A 20,512-nucleotide genomic window follows, 5' to 3' on the forward strand; every position below is an offset into this window, starting at 1 on the left:
ATGTGTTGAAACGCCGCAGGTCGCGCCACCGAAGTTCCGTTTTTATTTCCGCGCAAGGTCACCGCTTCGTTCTGGACTGGTAACGGTTACTGGTCCGTCGCTGACGGTGCACCGCTGCGCACGCCGTGCAGCAGCCCGCAGTGCAGGCGCTGGGCGCCCGGCGCGTGGTGGATCCATTGGCAGTCTTGTTTGTTTGCAGTCCTGTTGTTTAGTGCTGTTGCCCGTTGTCCCGTATCACTCACATCAAAGTACCAACCTCGACGCGCCAGTCACTCCACTGGTTCGCGCTTTACCCCTGGGAGGGGGAAAGTCATGAAGACCCACCGTACCGTCTCCATCCTGCCGGCGCGCAGCCTGTTGTGCTGCGCCCTGGCCGCCTCGTTGTTCGCCACCACCCCGGCCATGGCCCAATCCAGCAACGCCACGTTGCGCGGCCAGGTCGCTTCCGCGCAGAGCGGCAGCGAAGTCGTCGTCACCAACATCGCCACCGGCTCGGTGCGTCGTGCGCCGGTCAATGCGAACGGCAACTACACCATCGTCGGCTTGCAGCCGGGTACCTACAAGGTCGAATCCAACGGCATCAGCCGCACGGTGACCTTGTCGGTGGCCTCCAGCGCCACGGTGGATCTTGGCAACGACGCGCCTGCCGCGCCGGCAGGCGATGCAACCACGCTGGACACGGTCACGGTCAGCGCGCCGATGATTCGCGACGTCAAGACGTCTGAGGTGGGTAACACCATTTCCGCACGGCAGATCCAGCAGTTGCCGCAAGCCACGCGCAACTTTCTTGAGTTTGCCGACACCGTGCCGGGCATGGTGTTTCAGGTCGATGGCAACGGCAACACCAAGCTACGCGGCGGTGCATCCAACGCCAGCGCCGGCAATCTATATATCGATGGCGTCGGCCAGAAGAGCTACGTGCGCAGCGGCGGCGTTGCCGGCCAGAGCGATACGCAGGGCAACCCGTTCCCGCAGCTCGCCATCGGCGAGTACAAGGTCATCACCTCCAACTACAAGGCCGAATACGGCCAGATCAGCGGCGCTGCGATCACAGCAGCCACCAAGTCCGGCACCAACGAGCTGCACGGCGAAGTGTTCTACCGCTACACCGATCAGGATCTGCGCGACAAGCGGCCCGACGAAGAAGAAAACGGCAAGATCGATTCGCAGACCAAGGAATACGGGTTTGCGTTGGGCGGGCCGATCATCCAGGACCGCATGCATTTCTTCGTGGCCTACGAAGGCAAGGAGAACGTTGCGCCCAAGAGCGTGCAGCCGAGCGCCGAGGCAGCCGCCTTCGTCAACCAGCTGCCGTCCAACCTGGCCAGCCAGTACGGCCCGGCCAACATGCCGTTCGAGGAAGACCTGTTCTTCGGCAAGATCGATTTCGAGCCCACCGACCGCGATCGCATCGAGCTGAGCACGATTTATCGCGACGAAACCCAGACCGCGAATGTCGGCGGCACCAATACGCTTGCGCAAGCCACCGACAAGATCAACAAGGACAAGCGCACCAACCTGCGTTGGCAGCACAGCGCCGACAGCTGGTTCAACGAGGTCATCGTCGGCACCGAGAACTCGGAGAACAACCCGACCCCGCGTACGCTTGGCAACGGCATCGTCTACACGTACTTCCAGCCGCGCTCCGGTTCCACCGATATCGATGAGCGGACCTTCCTGACCACCGGCTCGGCGGGCGGTCTCAATGCGCAGCGCAAGAGTCAGAAGGGCTGGTTCATCCAGAACGATCTGACCTTCACCAGCTTCCAGTGGCATGGCGAACACACCATCAAGATGGGTGTGAACTACAAGGACGTCGAGCTGACCTCGCAGGATGCGGCGGCGGTGAATCCGCAATTCAGCTATCGGGTCAACGGTGGCAGCGTGGAGGCTACGCCGTATCGCGTCGACTTCGTGGCGCCCTACACCACGCCCGGCCAGCGCGCGACGGTGGTGTCGCCGTCCAAGCAGTACGGCATCTACCTGCAGGACGATTGGGCCGTCACCGACAAGCTGATGATCAACATCGGCGTGCGCTACGACTACGAAGACACACCGGCCTATACCAACTTCGTCACCTCGCAGCCGTTCGTGGACGCGCTGTACGCAAACGATGCGGAAAATCCGGGCCAGCCGTGGGCCAACCGTCTGCTGCCCAGCGGCATCAACGTGGCCGATTACATCAGCACCGGCAACAACCGCAAGAACTTCAAGGACGCCTGGGCGCCGCGCTTCGGCTTCTCCTATGATTTCTTCGGCGATGAAAGTGCCGTGCTGCACGGTGGTGCGGCGCGCTCGTACGACCGCAACCTGTTCGAGCAGTTGGCACTGGAAACCAGCAAGGCAGCGTTGTCGCCGGTTGCCGTGTATTTCGAAAATCCCGCGACCCAACAGTGCTATCGCGCCGACCGTCCCTGCATTGCGTTCGACCCGCGCTATCTCAACGGTATCGATCAGCTCAACACCATTCCCGACGTCAGCGGCAGCGCCGAGCTGTTCATGTTCAACAACAAGCTCAAGACGCCCTACAGCGACCAGTACAGCATCGGTATCACCAACCAGGTGGGCGAGTGGCTGACCGATGTCACCTTTCAGCGCATCCTGAGCTACGACGGCTTTGCGATGGGCTTGATCAACCGCTATCCGGACGGTTCGTACTTCCAGAATGGCAACGTGCCATGGGGCGAGCCGGTGCCGGGCTACCAGAACACCATCCTGGGCACCAATGGACTGGAGCAGCGCAACAGCCAGGTCCTGCTGTCGGCCGACAAGCCGTACACCAAAGAATCCGGTTGGGGCCTGACCTTGTCCTACACCCACACCAGCGCGCGCCAGAACCGCAACATCGATGAACCGTATGGCTTCGACAAAGCCACGATTGGCGACTATCCGTTTGTGAAGTCTGACGCGGTGGCCGCGCATCGCTTCGTGGCCTCCGGCTCGATCGATATCCCGTGGGGTGTGACACTGGGCGCCAAGTTGGTGCTGGCAACGCCTGAGCCGATCAACACGATCGCCTGCTTCGGCTTCACCGATCCCGATGGTGCGACCTGCCAGCAAGTGGGCGTCACGCCTCCGGGCAGCGGCAAGTTTCTGGTCGGTGGCGATATCTGGGGCTACCGCACGGTGGACTTCCAGGCCACCAAGGAATTCACCGTGGTTGGCGATTTCAAGATGTCGGCGCGCATGAACCTGCTCAACGCCTTCAACTTCAAGAACTACAGTGCGTACGCCTATAACGGCTTCGGCAGCAACGGTCAGTTCGATCCGGACATTGCGATCAATACCAGCGGCGAGATCACCTATGTGCCGCGCAGCGTGGTGCTGGAACTCGGCGCCAAGTTCTGATTGGCCTCCACCGCCACACGTGCCGGCATGGACGTGTGGTGTTTCGAACGGGGCCAGCTGGCCCCGTTCGTGTGTCCGTCCGCTGTCTTTGCTCAGGAATGCACAGGCATGAGTCCCGCTCCACTTCGCAACATCGTCATTGTCGGCGGCGGCACCGCCGGCTGGATGGCCGCCGCGGCCTTCGCACGCGTGCTGGGCCCTAGCTTCAACGTGCACTTGATCGAATCCGAACAGCTCGGCACCGTCGGTGTCGGCGAGGCCACCGTGCCGCACATCAAGGCCTTCAATAACCTGCTCGGCATCGACGAAGCCGAGTTCGTGCGGCAGACCCAGGGCAGTTTCAAACTCGGTATCGCGTTCGTCGATTGGCAACGCCCCGGTACCTCGTACATCCACGGCTTCGGCACCCAGATCGGGCATCCGCTCGGGCTATTGCCGTTCCACCAGTACTGGATCAAGCAACACGCACGCGGCAAAGCGCAGCCGCTGGGTGCGTACACGCTCAATACCGTGGCGGCCGCGCGCGGTAAGTTCATGACATCGGCTGGCGATGTGCCGGCCACCTCGCCGCTGGCCAACATTGCCTACGCCTATCACTTCGACGCCACGCAGTACGCGCGCTTTCTGCGCAAGTATTCCGAACAGCGCGGCGTCACCCGCATCGAAGGGCTGGTCGAGCAGGTGCAGCTGCATCCGGAAACCGGCCATGTGCAATCGCTGCAGCTGGCGTCCGGGCAGCTGGTGCATGGCGACTTGTTCATCGATTGCTCCGGCTTCCGTGGCCTGCTGATCGAAGCTGCGCTGCACACCGGCTACCACGACTTCACCCACTGGCTGCCGTGCGACCGCGCGTTTGCGGTGCCCTGCGAAAACGTGGGGCCGCCCACGCCGTACACGCGCTCCACTGCGCGCGCGGCCGGCTGGCAATGGCGCATTCCGCTGCAGCACCGCACCGGCAACGGGTATGTGTATTGCAGCGCGCACATCAGCGACGACGAAGCCGCCGCCACCTTGCTGGCCAATCTGGATGGCAAGCCGCTGGCCGACCCGCGCCCGCTGCGCTTCACCACCGGGCGGCGCAAGCAGGTCTGGAACCGCAACGTCGTCGCGCTGGGCCTGGCCAGCGGTTTTCTGGAACCGTTGGAATCGACCAGCATTCATCTGATCCAGTCCGGCATTTCCAAATTGCTGGAGCTGTTTCCGCGCGAGGGCATCAGCCCGGTGCTGGTGCAACGCTACAACGACCGGCTGGCATTCGAGTTCGACCGCATCCGCGATTTTCTGCTGCTGCACTACCACGCCACCGAACGCGACGACAGCGCGTTCTGGCGGCATTGCCGCAGCATGCCGATCACCCCGGAGCTACAGACCGCGCTGGACCTGTTCCGCGACAGCGGGCGGTTCTATCGCAATGCCGAAGAAATGTTCGCCGAGATCAGCTGGGTGCAGGTACTGGTGGGCCAGGGCATCCTGCCGCAGGGCTATCACCCGCTGGTGGATCAGGTGCCCGACCGCGACGCCGAAGGTTTCCTGGCCAGCGTGGCGCAGACCATCAGCCATTGCGTGGATGTGATGCCGACGCACCAGCAGTTCATCGACCGCTATTGCAAGGCGCCGGCAGTGCCGTAACGGGGCGGTGGTCGACCACGGGTCTCCGAGGCCGCACCGGCGTACCGAGCCGCGTGTGCTCGGTGGACTGCCGATGATGTTCCACCTTCCCTCGCCACTGGTCCTGGAACATCTGATGAGAGGCGTTGGTAGTCGGCGCTGCGTGCGCCGGCTTGGCAGCCGCGCGGTGCCCGCTGCGTGCAGCTTCCCCGCACCCCCCCATCCAGGAAGTGACCATTGGCGGCGCGCGAACGCCGGCCAAAAAAAAGGATCGGGCACAAGGCCCGATCCCTTCGAAAACCGGGACAAGCCCGGTGGACAATGAGTGGCACAGCTTCCGACTGACATCGGACGCGGCATGCTAACCAGACTTTAACGTTAAAGCAACACTTTAATTCTACTCAACTAACTCATTGATTTTGTTCATGCAGTAGGCACTGGCGTACGGTGCGCTCGATCAGCTGTGATGCTGGGTGAGAGCCGCCCGGATCTCGGCTTGGATTGCTGCTGCCGCCGCTGCCGGATCAGCCGCCAAGCGAATCGGGCGGCCGACGACAATCGCATCGGCGCCATCGGTGAAGGCCTGCGCCACGCCCACCGTGCGCTGCTGGTCGTCGCCGACCGGGCCGCCGGGGCGGATGCCGGGGCAGACGATCGAAAACGCAGCGCCAGTGGCACGGCGAATCGGCCCGGCTTCCTGGCCGGAGGCGATGACGCCGTCGATACGGGCGGCCTGTGCGGCCAGCGCGCGCTCCACCACCACGTCCACCGGTTCGCGGTCGATGCCCATCGCCGCCAGGTCCGGGCGGCCCATCGAAGTCAGCACGGTCACTGCCAGCAGCCGCATGTCGCCGTGATTGGCTTCGGCGGCGGCGTGCAGCATGCCCGCATGCCAGCCATGCACGGTGCAATAGCTCACCGGCCACTGCGCCAGGCGGCGGATGGTGCCGGCCACGGTGGCGGGGATGTCGAAGAATTTGAGGTCCACGAACACGCGCTTGTCGCGCTTGGCCAGCGCATCGAGCACATGGAAATACTCGCCGGAGGCCAGCAGCTCCATGCCGATCTTGTAGAACGCCACCGACTCGCCAAGGCGGTCCACCCAGGCGATCGCCTCGGCATGGCTGGGCACATCCAGCGCGAAGATCAGCCGCTCGTGCGCGGCCAGCGGTAAGGGGGGGCGGCTCATCGTGCAAGCTCCAGTGCGGCGCGCTTGGCGTCGTGGCGGGTCTGCCAGGGTTGTGCATAGTCGTTGTTGAACTGCGCCGGCTCCCAGCCACCGTAGCTGGGGTTGGGCAGCATCCACCAGCGTTCGCCGAACCAGTCGTGATACTGCTGCAGCAGCGCGCCACGCGCCTGGCCGGTGTTGGCGGTGACCTGCACGAAATCGCCCAGCTGGTCGCCGAACTGCATCAGCACGCGGTACTTCTGCCCGGCCAGCTGGCGGCGACAATTCTTCTCGCTACCGGCCTGCTCGCAGCCGGGCACCACCGTGCCCAGGCCGAGGAACACGCTGTCGTCGGCCACCGGCAGGCCGGCGCTGCGCAGGTTGGCCAGCGTGGCGTCCTTGAGGTGCACGGCGCGGTTGGAGATGTAGATCAGGGTGATGCCGCGGGCGTTGGCGGCCTTGGCGAAATCCACCACGCCGGGGATCGGCTTTGCCTTCTTCTCGGCCACCCACTGGTCCCAGCTCAGTTCGTCGTATTCCTTGCCATTGCGCAGCAGGCGCGCCTGGTAGGGCGAGTTGTCCAGCACGGTCTCGTCCACGTCCAGCACCACCGCCGGCGTCAGGCCGGTGGCGGCATTGCCGCGTTCTTCCGGCACCAGTGCGTCCCAGTTGGGTTGCTTGAGCGCGGCATCCAGCTTGTCGGCAGCGGCGCGGTAGGTCTGCCCGGCCACGGCGCGGTATTCCTCCGAGCGCTGCATCCACAACACTGCGTTGAGGTTGTCGTCGCCGGCCGGGGTGGTGGTCGCCGAGGTTGCGGCCTTGGTGACCGCGGCGCTGGCATCGGCGTTGGCAGTGGTGGCCGCATCCTGCGCGCGCTGGGCCGGCTGCGTGTCGCCAGGCTTGCAGGCGCTCAGGGCCAGCACGGTGCAGGCGAGCAGGGACAACGGTGCGTAAAGCGAGGGGCGCATGGCATCCACCAGAACAGGAGCGGTAATGAAGACCGCGATTTTAACGGGTTCGCGCCAGGCCGCTTGCTGTTGCTGATGGCGGTGCGGTTGGCACTGGTCGATGCACAGGGATGCAGGCTTGGGCGCGGCAGGCTTGCCGACGGCTTGGACCGCGACGGGGTTTCGGCACTGGCGATGCTGCGGGTAGATACCAGCCTGCCTGCACATGTGCAGGCTGCGGTTGCTGTCCTGGGCTGGCTTCGGCGCAGAAGTCGATACAGATGCGGCACGCGCGTAGCCGCGCCCAGCGGAACAATGCCGGCCCCGGATCGGCATATCCTTGTGCGCTGATTGCCCCAGGAGTCACCCATGACAGAGTCCTCGCCCCCGCCCGTCCTCGACACCGCCCAAGCCCGTGTGCTCGGCTGCCTGATCGAAAAAGAGGCCACCACGCCGGATGCGTACCCGCTCACCGTCAATGCCGCGCAGGTGGCCGCCAACCAGAAGACCGCGCGCGAGCCGGTGCTGAATCTGCAGACCGGCGTGGTGCATCACGCACTGCGGCAGCTGGAAACCCTGGGCCTGGTGCGCCAACAGTTTTCTTCGCGCGCCGAGCGTTACGAGCACCGCCTGGGCAGCGTGCTGGATCTGACCCGCCAGCAAGTCGCGCTGATCGGGCTGCTGCTGTTGCGCGGCCCGCAGACGCTGGGCGAGCTGTACGCACGCAGCGAGCGACTGGCGCGCTTCAACGACACCGAGGACGTGCGCCATCACCTGGACCGGCTGATCCAGCGCGGCCTGGCCGCGCAGCTGCCGCGCGCCAGCGGCCAGCGCGAAGACCGCTATGCGCATCTGCTCAGCGGCGAGCTGGATGTGGAAGCGCTGCAAGCCGCAGCGGCGCGTGCCGCACCGAGCACACGCAGCGGCAGCGACACCAGCGAACTGGAGGCGCGGGTGCAGACACTGGAAGCCACGGTCGCCGACTTGCAGGATGCACTGGCTGCGGTACAGGCACGGCTGGACGCGGCCGGCGCCTGATCCGACGGTCAGCAGCCGGCAGCAGCAGCGCTGTGGCCGGTCTGCAGCGCTGCTGCCTCTGGCCTTGGGTTGAGGCCAAGGGCGGCTAACGCAACGCATCGTCATTGCCGGCGCTCCGCCCGCGCTTCGACGCCGGGATCGGAGCACTGCCGGCTCAGGTCGGCGTATCCACCTCGTCCCACTCGGCATCTTCGAAGTGCAGCAGCCAGTTGAGCGCGTAATGCCGCTCGTACACCACGCCCGGCACGATGCCGGCGGGTACCGGCTGACCGGATGGCCCGGCCTGGCGCACCGCCCAGTGCAGGCGCAGGTGACGGTCCAGCACATCCAGCAGCTCGGGCAGCGGACGTAGCGCCAGCACAGGGCGCACCGCGGCGGCTGCGTGGTCCAGCGCGCGCTGGGCAGCCAGCGGTACGTCGCACGGGGCGACCGGTTCCGGCAGCGCAGCCGCCAAGCCCAGGGTCCATTGCAGCACGGCCAGGCTTTCGTAGCGCCAGCCGAAGTTGGCCAGCGCCTGCGCATCCGGTGCTGCCTGGGCGAAGAAGGCGCGCTCCTGCGGCGACAGCGCCACCGCTGCGCCGGGCAGACGCGCCGCCACCTCCTCCAACGATGGCGGCGTATCGCCGGCCGCCAGCATCTCTGCACGCAGTGCCACCGCAAACAAGGCCAGCATGCGTAGCGTCACCATCGCCGCGTCGCGCACCCTCGCTTCGCCCTCGCCGGCCACCGGTGGCAAGCTCGGCAGTACACGGATGCCCTGCGCGCTCAGCTGCGCCAGGTGGTGCGCCCGCCGTTCGATCGCATCCGGCGGATACGGCACCTGCGCATCGTCGTCGATGGCCGGCTCGCCCTGGCTGATCAACACCCGTCCCTGCCGGTCGCGCACACTGCCATCGGCCAGGAAGCACACTGCATTGGCCTGCTCGGCCCACTGCGCCAGCGCACCGAAGTCCGCGTCGTCGACATCGAACGTAAAGTGCTGCCGCAGAAGACAGCGCGTCGCTGGCGCTCAGCCAGCCCTACCGGCAGGCGCAAGATCGATCGCGTAATACAGCACTGCAGGAGTGTCGGGGCTCAACACCCGCAGGCCTTGCTGCTGCAACCCAAGCGTTTCCAGCGCACGGATCGAATCGGCATTGTCCGGCGACACGATCGCGCACAGCTGCGGCAAGCCCAGCACATCGCGGGCGTACGCAAGCACTGCGCGCCCGGCTTCGGTCACATAGCCCTTGCCGCGATACGCAGGCAGCAGCGCAAAACCGATATGCGGCACCGGCAACGTGTCGCGACACAACAGGCCCAACGTACCGATAAACGCGGCATCTTCGCGCGTCTCCACCGCCCAGTGCGCGAACCCATAACGGGCATGGTGGGCCTGCGCCCATTCGCGCAGATGCTCACGCACCTGCTCGCGGGTACGGATGCCGCGGTCGTTGATACCGGCGATGAAGCCGGGGTCGTTGACCAGTTCCAACATCGCATCGGCGTCATGCTCGGGGTCGAGCGTGCGCAAGCGCAGCCGCGGGGTTTCGATCACGACGGTCACAGCGCACTCAGGCATCGGGACAAGCCAGACTGCCGTGCCGCTGCGTTACTGGCAAGCGATGCAGCGCGTTGCGCGTGCAACGGCGCACCACGCGTCAGTCGAACAATGCCTGGATCGCCGCCAATCCCGCGCTGGCACGTTCTTTCTTGCGCTCGGCATCGGCCACCGGGTCGGCGCCGTCGCGTTGCAGTTCTTCGGCCGGAATCTCGTCGAAAAACCGGCTTGGCTTGAGCCGCACATGCTCACCGAACTTGCGCGTCAGCTTGCTGTGGCTCATCCACAGCTGCTCCTTGGCGCGGGTGATGCCCACGTACAACAAGCGGCGCTCTTCCTGCAGGTTGCCTTCTTCCAGGCTCACTTCATGCGGCAGCACCCCGTCCTCGCAGCCGACGATGAACACGTAGCGGAATTCCAGGCCCTTGGACGCATGCATGGTCATCATGCGCACCTGGTTGCCGCCATCGTCCTTGTCGTTGCGCGACAGCAATGCCAGCTGCGCGGCCAGATCGCTGGCACTGGCGCCACGCGGGCCGCCTTCGAACCACTCGGCCAGCTCGTCCAGATTGCGCTTGCGCCGCTGGAACCCGGTTTCGTCCTTGGACTGGTTGCGCAGGTCGTTGAGCAGGCCGGATTTTTCGGCCAGCGTGCGTACCAATTCGCCGGCCGGCATCGTGGCCGAGTGCTCGCGCATGTCGCGCAGGATATCGGTGAACGCACTCAGGCCATTGGCCGCACGCGGCGGCAAGTGCTGCAAGGCGCCCATCGATTCGGCCGCACGCGACATCGGCACCGACTTGGCGCTGGCAAGCTCGGCCAGGCGCGCCAGCGAGGTCGCACCGACTTCGCGCTTGGGCGATTGCACCGCACGCAAGAATGCCGCGTCATCTTCGGGGTTGACGATCAGCCGCAGCCACGACAGCACGTCCTTGACTTCTTGCCGTTCCAGGAACGCCGTGCCACCGGTGAGGTGATACGGCACGCGCAGCAGCTGCAATGCTTTTTCCAGCGGCCGCGATTGAAAATTGCCACGGAACAGAATGCAGAAATCGCTCCACGGCACCTGCTTGGCGGTGCCCAGAAACGAAATCTCCGCGGCCACTTTCTCCGCCTCATGCTCGCTGTCGCGGCACTCCCACACGCGGATGCGCTCGCCGTCGGCCTGGTCGCTCCACAGCGTCTTCAAGTGCTCGTGCGGGTTATGCGCGATCAAGGCATTGGCCGCGCGCAGCACACGATTGGAGCAGCGGTAGTTCTGCTCCAGCTTGATGATTTCCAGCGCCGGGTAATCGCGCGCCATCTGCTGCAAATTTTCCGGGTTGGCACCGCGCCAGGCGTAGATGCTCTGATCGTCGTCGCCCACGCAGGTGAAATTGCCGCGCGGCCCGGCCAGCATCTTCAGCAGCCGGTACTGCGCATCGTTGGTGTCCTGGCACTCGTCCACCAGCAGGTAGCCGATGCGCTCGCGCCAGCCCATCACGATGTCTTCGTTGGCTTCCAGAATCTGCACCGGCAAGCGGATCAGGTCGTCGAAGTCCACCGCATTGAAGGTGGTCAGCCGCGCCTGGTAGCGCTCGTACAGGCTGGCCGCTTCTTTTTCGCGATTGCTGCGTGCTGCCGCCATTGCCTGCTCGGGCGACAGGCCGGCATTCTTGGCGCGCGAGATCAGGTTCTTGGCATCTTCGATCGCATCGGGCTTGGCGCCATGCATCAGGTCCTTGATCTGTGCGGCGGCATCGTCCGAGTCGAAGATCGAGAAGCCGCGCTTCAAGCCGGCCGCGGCATGCTCGATCTGCAGGAACTTCAGGCCCAGCGCGTGGAAGGTGCAGATGGTCAGGCCGTCAGCCCCATCGCCGCGGATGCGCTTGGCCACACGCTCGCGCATTTCCTTGGCGGATTTGTTGGTGAAGGTGATCGCGGCGATGCGCTTGGCCGGATAACGGCCGATGGCGATCAGATGCGCGATCTTTTCCACAATCACGCGTGTCTTGCCGCTGCCGGCACCGGCCAGCACCAACAAGGGACCTTCGCAGTGCAGCACCGCGGCGCTTTGCGGGGGATTGAGACCGTGCATAGAGGCTTCCGACAGAGCGCGCCATTGTACCGGGGCTGCCCGCGGCTGGCCGGCGCGATGGGTTCATGTAGCTGTTGCAGCTGGCCTTCGCTGCGCAACTGCGGGCTGTGCACGCCTGCTCATCGACGCCACCGACGGTCACATCGCCAAGCCACGCCAACAGTGCGCACGCAGGGGCCGCATCCAGCCGCCCGGCCCGGTAAAATCGCCCGATGGCCAAGCTCTATTTCTATTATTCGGCAATGAATGCCGGCAAGACCACCACCTTGCTGCAGTCGGCGCACAACTACCGCGAGCGCGGCATGCGCACGCTGATCCTCACACCCAAGCTCGACCACCGCGCCGGTAGCGGCGTGGTCGCCTCGCGGATCGGCCTGCGCGCGGACGGACGCATCTTCGAGCGCGACACCGAGTTGCAGCAGTTGGTGGAACGCGACATCCACAGCGACGGTGCCTTGCATTGCGTGCTGGTGGACGAAGCGCAATTCCTCAGCCGTGCGCAGGTGTGGCAGCTGAGCGAGGTGGTCGACCGCCTGCGCATTCCGGTGCTGTGCTATGGCCTGCGCACCGACTTTCGTGGCGAGCTGTTCGAAGGCAGCCAGTTCCTGCTGGCCTGGGCCGACGAGCTGGACGAGATCAAGACCATCTGCCACAGCGGCAGCAAGGCGACCATGACCGTGCGCGTGGACGCGCAAGGGCACGCGGTGCAGGACGGCCCGCAGGTGGAAATCGGCGGCAACGAGCGCTATGTGTCGGTCAGCCGCGCCGAGTTCAAGAAGATCATGCGCGGCGAAGGCCGCATCGATCCGCTGCAGATCGCCTTGCCACTGCCGACGGCGTAGCGCTGAGCTCCGGCGACGCAGCCGTGGCGATCGCTGCATCGCAGCCAGTCTCGCCTGCGTGATCAACGCGATCGCGCACCTCTTCGCGCCGTCACACGCAACCGGTGTGGCAGCGCGGAGGCAACACAGGCCTGCTCGAACAGCAGGCGTTGCGCCACTCGGCCGCATTGCACACCATCAGCGCCGAGCGGATGCCAGCGGCGTAAAGCACCTTGCCTGCACGTGGCACAACATCGCCTTGCGCAGTGGCCAACTACGATCCACCAACCGCGATCTATGCGCTGCGCAGGCACTGCTACACCTGTGCGGGCATGCGGTCACGCAAGCATCGCCTTGACCGTTGGACCAGCGTATCGTGACGCATTAAGTGCAGCGCCGCGTCGCCCAACCGGGCGCAACCGCGGTCCTGTAAACTGGCGATCATCCACTCATCGGGAGGCATACATGGGTCCGCTTCCTTCCGAGTTACGCGCCGACATCGCGCGTGTTGGCCGGCTCTCGTCGGTTCCCGACGTCCTGACCATCCTCACCCGTCTGACCGGAATGGGTTTCGCCGCCGTCGCGCGCGTGACCGATACGCGCTGGATCACCTGCCAGGTGCGCGATGATCTGTCTTTCGGTCTGGCGCCCGGCGACGAGCTGCCATTGGTCACCACCTTCTGCGACAGCGTGCGCACCCAGGGCAACGCGGTGTGGTTCGGCCATGCCTCCGAGCACCCGGTCTTCCGCGACCACCCCACACCACGGCTATACGGCTTCGAAAGCTACGTCTCGGTCCCGATCAGGTTCGACGACGGCAGCGTGTTCGGCACCCTATGCGCGCTGGATCCGCTACCGCGCGTCATGGACGCGCCGCTGGTGGAAAAGGTCGAACTGCTCGCGCAGTTGCTGGCCGCACAGATCCAGGCCGAGCAGCGTGCCGAAGAAAGCGCGCTGGAATCGCGGCGGGCACGCAGCGAACTGGGCCGTGTCGGTGCGTCGGCGCGTTTGCGCGAAGAGTTCATCGGCATTCTCGGGCACGACCTGCGCAACCCGTTGCAGTCCATGCATGCGGTAGTGGACATGTTGTCCATCGACCAGCTCAACCAGCGCCATGGCAGCGCCATCCGTTCGATGCAGCGCAGCCTGCGACGCATGGAAGAGCTGATCGATTTCGCCTGCGATTTCGCCCGCGGCATCGAACGCGACTGGCTGCAGCTGGACTACGGCGACGGGAGCGATTTGCTCGATGCACTCTCCCAGGTCGTGGACGAAACCCGCGCGGCCTACCCCAACCAGGTGTTGTCCACGCATGTGGCCATCGATGAGCCGGTGCATGGCGATGCGGTGCGGTTGGCGCAGATGTTCGGCAGTCTGATGATCAACGCCGTGGTACAGGGCCAGCAGAGTTCGCTGATCAAGGCGATCGCCGTGACCGAGTACGGACGGCTGCGCATCGAAGTCTGCAATCTGGACGGCATCGATCCGCGCCGGCTGGATGTCCTGCACGCGTCCACCCATGTGCATACCGGCGGGCGCGCCCTGCCCGACGTCGATCTGGGCCTGCACATGGCAGCGCAGATCGCGCAGGCCCATCAAGGCGAATTACGCATCACCAGCGGCAAGGACGGCACCTGTTTCCGCGTGGAACCTGCCTGCATCCGCCCGCGCGGGCGTCTGCAACTGGTCAACACCTCGGCACCTGCCTGAGCGACGTCCGCAGGGACTGCAAGGCAGCGCGACGCTGGCGGCCAGCAACGGTCGCCAGCCGCTTTGCCATCCGTCCTCAGTAAATCCTGCGCTCGCTCGCCGCTGGCGGCGTCCACTGGTAGAGCCAGGTTTCGGTAAGCGGCTTGCCGTTGGCGCGCAGATACAGGCGGATATCGATCTGCTGGGTGCCTTCGTCCGGCGGCACCAGATCGAACATCGCCCGATAACCCTTGAGCTCATGCAGCGGCCGCGCCGACACGATCTCAGTGCTGCCGCGCGAAACCTGCAGCACGGTCTCGACCTTGGCCTTGGAGTCCTTCACCAGCGCTGCCAGTTGGCCGCCGGCAAAATCCACCGCAAACCGCCAGGAGAAATGACTGCGCTTTTGCCCCACAATGCCGCCCAGACCGGTACGCGTGGCCACGCAATGCGCCAGCGGCGAGCTGGCCGGCGGCTGCGCGCCCCAGTACAACCGGTAGCCCATCAGCAGTTCCTGCCCCGGCTGCGGCTTGGCCTGCGGGTTCCAGAACGCCACGATGTTGTCGAAGGTCTCGTCCACGGTCGGAATCTCGACCAGCTGCACCGAGCCCTTGCCCCAACCGCTCTTGGGTTCCACCCACAGGCACGGGCGCTTCTCGTAAAACACGCCATCGTCCTGGTAATGGTCGAAGTTGCGGTCGCGCTGCAGCAGCCCGAACCCGCGCGGGTTCTCGTCGACGAACATGTTGAAGCGCAGCTGCGGCGGGTTGCACAACGGCCGCCAGATCCATTCCCCGCCGCCGGTCCACATCGCCAGGCCATCGGTGTCGTGGATTTCCGGGCGCCAGTCCCAATCCATCCGGCTGTCGTTCTCGCCGACCTGGTACATGCTGGTGCACGGGCCGATGCCGAGCCGTTCGATTGCCTTACGCGGGTATAGCGCGCTGTCGATGTCCATCACCAGCACTTCGCCATTGGTGATGGCGAACCGGTACGCGCCGGCAATACTGGGCGAATCCAGCAAGCCGTACACCACCACCGTGTCCGAATCGTCGGCCGGCTGTTCCAGGTAATAGGCGATGAAATCGGGAAACTCCTCCGGCCCACCGGTGCCGGTATCGATCGCCAGCCCACGCGCCGATTGCCCGTACTGGCCTTCCTTGCCGACAGCACGGAAATAGCTCGCGCCCAGGAACGCCGAGAAATCGCGATCGGTGTCCTTGCGTGTATTGAGGCGAAAGCCGGCAAAACCCAGGTCCTTGGGCAACTGCTTGCCGCCCAGCCCGCTGCTGCCGTAATCGAACGCTGCCGGGTCGTAGGCCAACTGCTGCGCCTTGCCATCGACGATGTCGTAGATATGCACCGGGGTATGGAAATACAGCCCAAGGTGGAAGAACTTCGCCTGGAACTTGCCGTTGCCATCGGCCCACAGCGCATGATCCTGACGGTAGCGGATCGACTGGTACTGATCCCAGTTCAACGCCTCCAACGGTCCCGGCAACACCTGCTTGTGGCTTTTGTACGGCGCCTTGGCCAGCGCACGCGCCTGACCCTTCAGCCAGGCGTAGTCGAATGGCTGCGGCTGGCCGAGTCGACGCAGCCCAACGGCCTTGGCTGCCAGCGCCCAGTGCGGCAACGTCGGCAAACCGAGCGCGGCCAAGGCGGCAGCGGCATTCTTCAGGAAGTGGCGTCGTTGCATGCGCATCGATCTGGTCAGGGATTGGGCGACATCATAGCCACTGCCCGGCATCGCGGTGAATGCGCAACTCAGCGCGGCACGGGTGGCGCATCGCAGGCGTTGGCCAACTGCAACGCGTTGGCCTTGCCGCACAGGAACTGCCGCTGCGCCTGTTCGTCATCCGGCCCGGTGTAGCGCAGCAAGGTCCATTGTTCCTGCGCCTGCATCTGCGCCCCTGGCGCGAGCTGCCGGTACGGTGCGTGGACCTCCATTTCCAGCAGTCCCTGCTCGGGATGCTCAGGTGGCGCATCCAGGTACAACTCCACCTGCCCCTGCTCGGGATGGATCGCCGCCAACGGCTGATGAGCAAAGCGAATCACCAGCACCTGCCCGCCTGCAAAACCGGCCATCCACCCAGCAGACGGCTGCAGCAACAGCTTGCCGCGCTGGATTAAGCCGTCCTTGCGCGCATCGGCGCGCAGCGCAAGGACACCGCGCGCGTGCTTGTAATGGGGCGCCACCGTCCCGACTTCGCTTGGCGGCTGCACACGAATATCCGTCGCGGCGGCCACCGGCACAAAGACCCGTGTCGAGGCCGCAACCCGCGTGTTGAACCAGAGATCCCAGGCAATCGGCTGCGTGCGGATATTGCGTGCGCTGGCCTGGATGTCCACGGTATCCGCATGCGCTGCAGACAGTTTGATGTGCTTGCGCAATTGCACACCGGTCAGCGGGCTCGGCACACCTTCGAACTCCAGTGCGTCCTGACTGCGCTGGGTGATATGCGTCTGCGCCAAGGACAGATACGGATCCGGCGGCCACACTGCTGCCGCCGCCTGACGCGTGCGATTGAGCTGCTGATGCAGCCACCACTGGCTCTGTGGCCCGATCCATACATCATGGCCGAGATAGGCGATATCCCCCGCAGTGGCTGACACCTCGGGCGCCGGCTGTTGTTCCACCGCTGCGCCGACCTTCAGCACGTTGGGCTGACCGCGCAGGCTGAACGACAACACGCGCCCACCGAAGGCGGGCGTGGCGCTCAGCTCTACTGCCTTGCTGCTCAACTGGATGCGCTCTACGGCAGCTGCGTCCGTGGGCGCGGGCGCAACCGCACCCGTCGAGGTCATCGGCAGCAGCGCAAACGCGCCGATAACCGCCAAGGGAGTGAAACGCTGTGGCGAGTTCAGCATGGAATGCTTCCAAACAAGGGCATCGCGATTGTGGCCCGCTGCATGCAGGGAAACCAGACGCACACAGCGGTAGTCGCTTCGTTGCAGCTCGTTGGGTGAATCCGAGAGACGTGCCGGATCACTGCAGTTGTCGGCCATGCCTGGGCATGGCTTGGCGCTTACCGCTGACAACTCCCGCACCACACCGTCGCGCGTTGGCCGATGGTGGCGTGCTTCAGCACCCGCCCGCATTGTTTGCAGGCCTCACCTTCGCGTCCGTAGACGGTGAGTTCCTGCTCGAAGTAACCGGGCGCACCATCCGGACTGATGAAGTCGCGCAACGTGGTACCACCGCGGTGGATGGCGTACGCCAGGATGTCTTTCACTGCATCAGCCAGACGCCGGTAGCGATCCAGCGACACCTTTCCCGCCTCGCGCAACGGGCTGATTCCCGCCCGATGCAGGCTTTCGGCAGCGTAGATATTGCCAACGCCGACAACCACTGCCTGATCCATCAAGAAGGTTTTGACAGCGGCACGCCGGCCGCGTGCCAACCCATGCAGATAATCGCCAGTAAATGCATCCGATAATGGTTCCGGACCAAGCGCGGCAAGCAATTCATGTGCGTGTGTATCGGATTGCCACAACAGGCAGCCAAAGCGACGCGGGTCGTTGAAGCGCAGTACGCGTCCGTTTTGCAGGCTGATATCCACATGATCGTGCGCACGCGGCAACGTATCGCCAGGCAGGACACGCAGGCTTCCGGACATTCCAAGATGCAGCAGTGCACTGCCACCGGCGTCCGTATCGATCAGTAAATACTTCGCGCGCCGACGCACGCTGGTGATGGTGGCGCCGGGAAGCAGGCGCTCGATTTGCTCAGGGATCGGCCAGCGAAGATCGGGACGCCGCAGGATGACGCCATGGATGCGTTGTCCGAGCAGATGCGGCGACAGGCCACGCAGCGTTGTTTCGACCTCTGGCAACTCGGGCATCAATGCATCCAAGGAACGACCGGTCACGCACCGGCAAGCCAGCAGATGGAGGCTGAAACGCCCAAATGCAATCAACGTAACGCTGCTGCCGCTCAATTGTTACAGCGTTTTTGCTTCCCTGATATGGAAAACGCGCTTTCGATGTAACGATGCGAATTCATGCATTGGTTAAGTCGGCAGAAGCCATCGCATACGCGACGCATAAGCTTTGCGCTTCAATCGCCTTGGTCTTCCACCACTTATGAGTCAGCTGTTTGCAGCCTTGTGGAGCAACCCAGTACTTGCGAGCGTCTTGGTTTTCTCAAATTGCAGGCAAGAAGAAACCCTCCATCCTGTTGGATAGAGGGTTTCGGGTAAAGCCCCTGGCGATGACCTACTCTCGCATGGCTTGAGCCACACTACCATCGGCGCAGCTGCGTTTCACTTCCGAGTTCGGGATGGGATCGGGTGGTTCCACAGCGCTAATTTCACCAGGGAGACGGTTGGAGCGTCGCCAGTTGCTGCTTCCTCAAACGTATGCACGGGTGTGCAAGCGTTTGCGTATGGAAGCACCTACGGCGCTCAGCCTCGCATAGTTAACTTGTGACGTAGCTTGCGTTTGCGGATCTACCAACGTTCGTTGGGACCAAGGCAACTTGAGGTTATATGGTCAAGCCGCACGGATCATTAGTATCAGTTAGCTCAATACATTGCTGTACTTACACACCTGACCTATCAACCACGTAGTCTACATGGTTCCTTTAGGGGGCTTGTGCCCCGGGAAGTCTCATCTTGAGGCGCGCTTCCCGCTTAGATGCTTTCAGCGGTTATCGCTTCCGAACATAGCTACCCGGCAATGCCACTGGCGTGACAACCGGAACACCAGAGGTTCGTCCACTCCGGTCCTCTCGTACTAGGAGCAGCCCCTCTCAAACTTCCAACGCCCATGGCAGATAGGGACCGAACTGTCTCACGACGTTCTGAACCCAGCTCGCGTACCACTTTAAATGGCGAACAGCCATACCCTTGGGACCGACTACAGCCCCAGGATGTGATGAGCCGACATCGAGGTGCCAAACACCGCCGTCGATATGAACTCTTGGGCGGTATCAGCCTGTTATCCCCGGAGTACCTTTTATCCGTTGAGCGATGGCCCTTCCATACAGAACCACCGGATCACTAAGACCTACTTTCGTACCTGCTTGATCCGTCGATCTTGCAGTCAAGCACGCTTATGCCTTTGCACACAGTGCGCGATGTCCGACCGCGCTGAGCGTACCTTCGTGCTCCTCCGTTACTCTTTAGGAGGAGACCGCCCCAGTCAAACTACCCACCATACACGGTCCCTGATCCGGATAACGGATCTAGGTTAGAACGTCAAGCACGACAGGGTGGTATTTCAAGGATGGCTCCACTGCAGCTAGCGCCACAGTTTCATAGCCTCCCACCTATCCTACACAGACGAACTCAACGTTCAGTGTAAAGCTATAGTAAAGGTTCACGGGGTCTTTCCGTCTTGCCACGGGAACGCTGCATCTTCACAGCGATTTCAATTTCACTGAGTCTCGGGTGGAGACAGCGCCGCTGTCGTTACGCCATTCGTGCAGGTCGGAACTTACCCGACAAGGAATTTCGCTACCTTAGGACCGTTATAGTTACGGCCGCCGTTTACTGGGGCTTCGATCAAGAGCTTCGCCTTGCGGCTGACCCCATCAATTAACCTTCCAGCACCGGGCAGGCGTCACACCCTATACGTCCACTTTCGTGTTTGCAGAGTGCTGTGTTTTTGATAAACAGTCGCAGCGGCCTGGTTTCTGCGACCCTCTTCAGCTATAGCTCGCATGAGCCACCAAAAAGGGTGCACCTTCTCCCGAAGTTACGGTGCCATGTTGCCTAGTTCCTTCACCCGAGTTCTCTCAAGCGCCTGAGAATTCTCATCCTACCCACCTGTGTCGGTTTACGGTACGGTCTTCGTGAGCTGAAGCTTAGGAGCTTTTCCTGGAAGCGTGGTATCAGTGACTTCGCCATAAAGGCTCGTCTCGGTGCTCGGTCTTAAAGAATCCCGGATTTGCCAAAGATTCAAACCTACCGCCTTTCCCCGGGACAACCAACGCCCGGTACACCTAACCTTCTCCGTCCCTCCATCGCACTCACGCGAGGTGCAGGAATATTAACCTGCTTCCCATCGACTACGGCTTTCGCCCTCGCCTTAGGGACCGACTAACCCTGCGTCGATTAACGTTGCGCAAGGAAACCTTGGGCTTTCGGCGTGCGGGCTTTTCACCCGCATTATCGTTACTCATGTCAGCATTCGCACTTCCGATACCTCCAGCAGACTTCTCAATCCACCTTCGCAGGCTTACGGAACGCTCCTCTACCGCGCATAAAACCGAAGTTTTACGCACCCCAAGCTTCGGTTCACTGCTTAGCCCCGTTAAATCTTCCGCGCAGA

The 20,512-nt window shown here is 63.5% G+C and carries 14 protein-coding genes and 2 rRNA genes (1 of these 16 running past the window's edge); 6 read left to right on the plus strand and 10 right to left on the minus strand.

From position 1 onward, the window contains the following. The first annotated feature begins 312 nt into the window (after window positions 1–312). On the plus strand, window positions 313–3,348 hold the full coding sequence (locus M3O59_RS20520) for a TonB-dependent receptor (protein WP_116906521.1): 3,036 nt from the start codon (window positions 313–315) through the stop codon (window positions 3,346–3,348). Window positions 3,349–3,375: 27 nt separating this feature from the next. After that, the gene (locus M3O59_RS20525) at window positions 3,376–4,977 is read left to right on the plus strand and encodes a tryptophan halogenase family protein (RefSeq protein ID WP_147308549.1); all 1,602 of its coding nucleotides are present in this window, start codon (window positions 3,376–3,378) and stop codon (window positions 4,975–4,977) included. Between the two features lie 436 nt (window positions 4,978–5,413). On the opposite strand, the gene pyrF is transcribed toward M3O59_RS20525, so the two are convergent. Then, window positions 5,414–6,145 (minus strand): orotidine-5'-phosphate decarboxylase, encoded by a 732-nt coding sequence (pyrF, locus tag M3O59_RS20530; protein ID WP_116906523.1) that lies wholly within the window; start codon window positions 6,143–6,145, stop codon window positions 5,414–5,416. After that, a complete protein-coding gene (locus tag M3O59_RS20535) occupies window positions 6,142–7,101 on the minus strand; it encodes a 5'-nucleotidase, lipoprotein e(P4) family (RefSeq protein ID WP_116906524.1) in 960 nt (319 codons plus the stop codon). Before M3O59_RS20535 ends, pyrF begins: the two co-directional genes overlap by 4 nt. Before the next feature lie 339 nt (window positions 7,102–7,440). Between M3O59_RS20535 and M3O59_RS20540 the strand changes: the two genes are divergently transcribed. Then, window positions 7,441–8,109 carry a YceH family protein gene (locus M3O59_RS20540; RefSeq protein ID WP_116906525.1) on the plus strand — a complete coding sequence of 223 codons (669 nt, stop codon included), beginning with the start codon at window positions 7,441–7,443 and terminating at the stop codon, window positions 8,107–8,109. Between the two features lie 154 nt (window positions 8,110–8,263). Here M3O59_RS20540 and M3O59_RS20545 read toward each other — a convergent pair whose 3' ends face one another. The 3 genes from M3O59_RS20545 to rep all read right to left on the minus strand — a co-directional run bounded on the left by M3O59_RS20545 (window position 8,264) and on the right by rep (window position 11,726). Continuing rightward, a complete protein-coding gene (locus M3O59_RS20545; RefSeq protein ID WP_116906526.1) occupies window positions 8,264–9,097 on the minus strand; it encodes a DUF4272 domain-containing protein in 834 nt (277 codons plus the stop codon). A gap of 21 nt (window positions 9,098–9,118) precedes the next feature. Beyond that, entirely contained in the window at window positions 9,119–9,670 is a 552-nt protein-coding gene (locus M3O59_RS20550; protein ID WP_116906527.1) for a GNAT family N-acetyltransferase, read from the minus strand. 79 nt (window positions 9,671–9,749) lie between these two features. After that, a complete protein-coding gene (gene rep, locus M3O59_RS20555; protein WP_116906528.1) occupies window positions 9,750–11,726 on the minus strand; it encodes a DNA helicase Rep in 1,977 nt (658 codons plus the stop codon). Window positions 11,727–11,938: 212 nt separating this feature from the next. On the opposite strand from rep, the gene M3O59_RS20560 reads away from it, so the two are divergent. Then, window positions 11,939–12,568, plus strand: coding sequence for a thymidine kinase (locus M3O59_RS20560; RefSeq protein ID WP_064634113.1), 630 nt, complete (start codon window positions 11,939–11,941; stop codon window positions 12,566–12,568). A gap of 444 nt (window positions 12,569–13,012) precedes the next feature. After that, window positions 13,013–14,257 (plus strand): GAF domain-containing sensor histidine kinase, encoded by a 1,245-nt coding sequence (locus M3O59_RS20565; RefSeq protein WP_116906529.1) that lies wholly within the window; start codon window positions 13,013–13,015, stop codon window positions 14,255–14,257. 76 nt (window positions 14,258–14,333) lie between these two features. Here the strand turns inward: M3O59_RS20565 and M3O59_RS20570 are convergent, their stop codons facing one another. From M3O59_RS20570 to mutM, 3 genes are all read right to left on the minus strand, one after another. Then, complete coding sequence (locus tag M3O59_RS20570) at window positions 14,334–15,935, minus strand: glucan biosynthesis protein (protein ID WP_116906531.1); 1,602 nt, start codon at window positions 15,933–15,935, stop codon at window positions 14,334–14,336. A 68-nt stretch (window positions 15,936–16,003) separates the two neighbouring features. Further along, the gene (locus M3O59_RS20575; protein ID WP_116906532.1) at window positions 16,004–17,107 is read right to left on the minus strand and encodes a DUF4380 domain-containing protein; all 1,104 of its coding nucleotides are present in this window, start codon (window positions 17,105–17,107) and stop codon (window positions 16,004–16,006) included. A gap of 158 nt (window positions 17,108–17,265) precedes the next feature. Continuing rightward, entirely contained in the window at window positions 17,266–18,081 is an 816-nt protein-coding gene (mutM, locus tag M3O59_RS20580; RefSeq protein WP_064634117.1) for a bifunctional DNA-formamidopyrimidine glycosylase/DNA-(apurinic or apyrimidinic site) lyase, read from the minus strand. Between mutM and M3O59_RS20585 the strand changes: the two genes are divergently transcribed. Next, window positions 18,010–18,228, plus strand: coding sequence for a hypothetical protein (locus tag M3O59_RS20585; RefSeq protein WP_249050107.1), 219 nt, complete (start codon window positions 18,010–18,012; stop codon window positions 18,226–18,228). The genes mutM and M3O59_RS20585 overlap by 72 nt on opposite strands. 213 nt (window positions 18,229–18,441) lie before the next feature. On the opposite strand, the gene rrf is transcribed toward M3O59_RS20585, so the two are convergent. Together rrf and M3O59_RS20595 are read right to left on the minus strand one after the other, a co-directional pair. Continuing rightward, window positions 18,442–18,556 (minus strand): 5S ribosomal RNA (rrf, locus tag M3O59_RS20590). Between the two features lie 170 nt (window positions 18,557–18,726). Then, a 23S ribosomal RNA gene (locus tag M3O59_RS20595) occupies window positions 18,727–20,512 on the minus strand; it runs 1,097 nt beyond the window's last position.

The organism is Xanthomonas nasturtii (assembly GCF_023337365.3).
GTDB lineage: Bacteria > Pseudomonadota > Gammaproteobacteria > Xanthomonadales > Xanthomonadaceae > Xanthomonas > Xanthomonas nasturtii.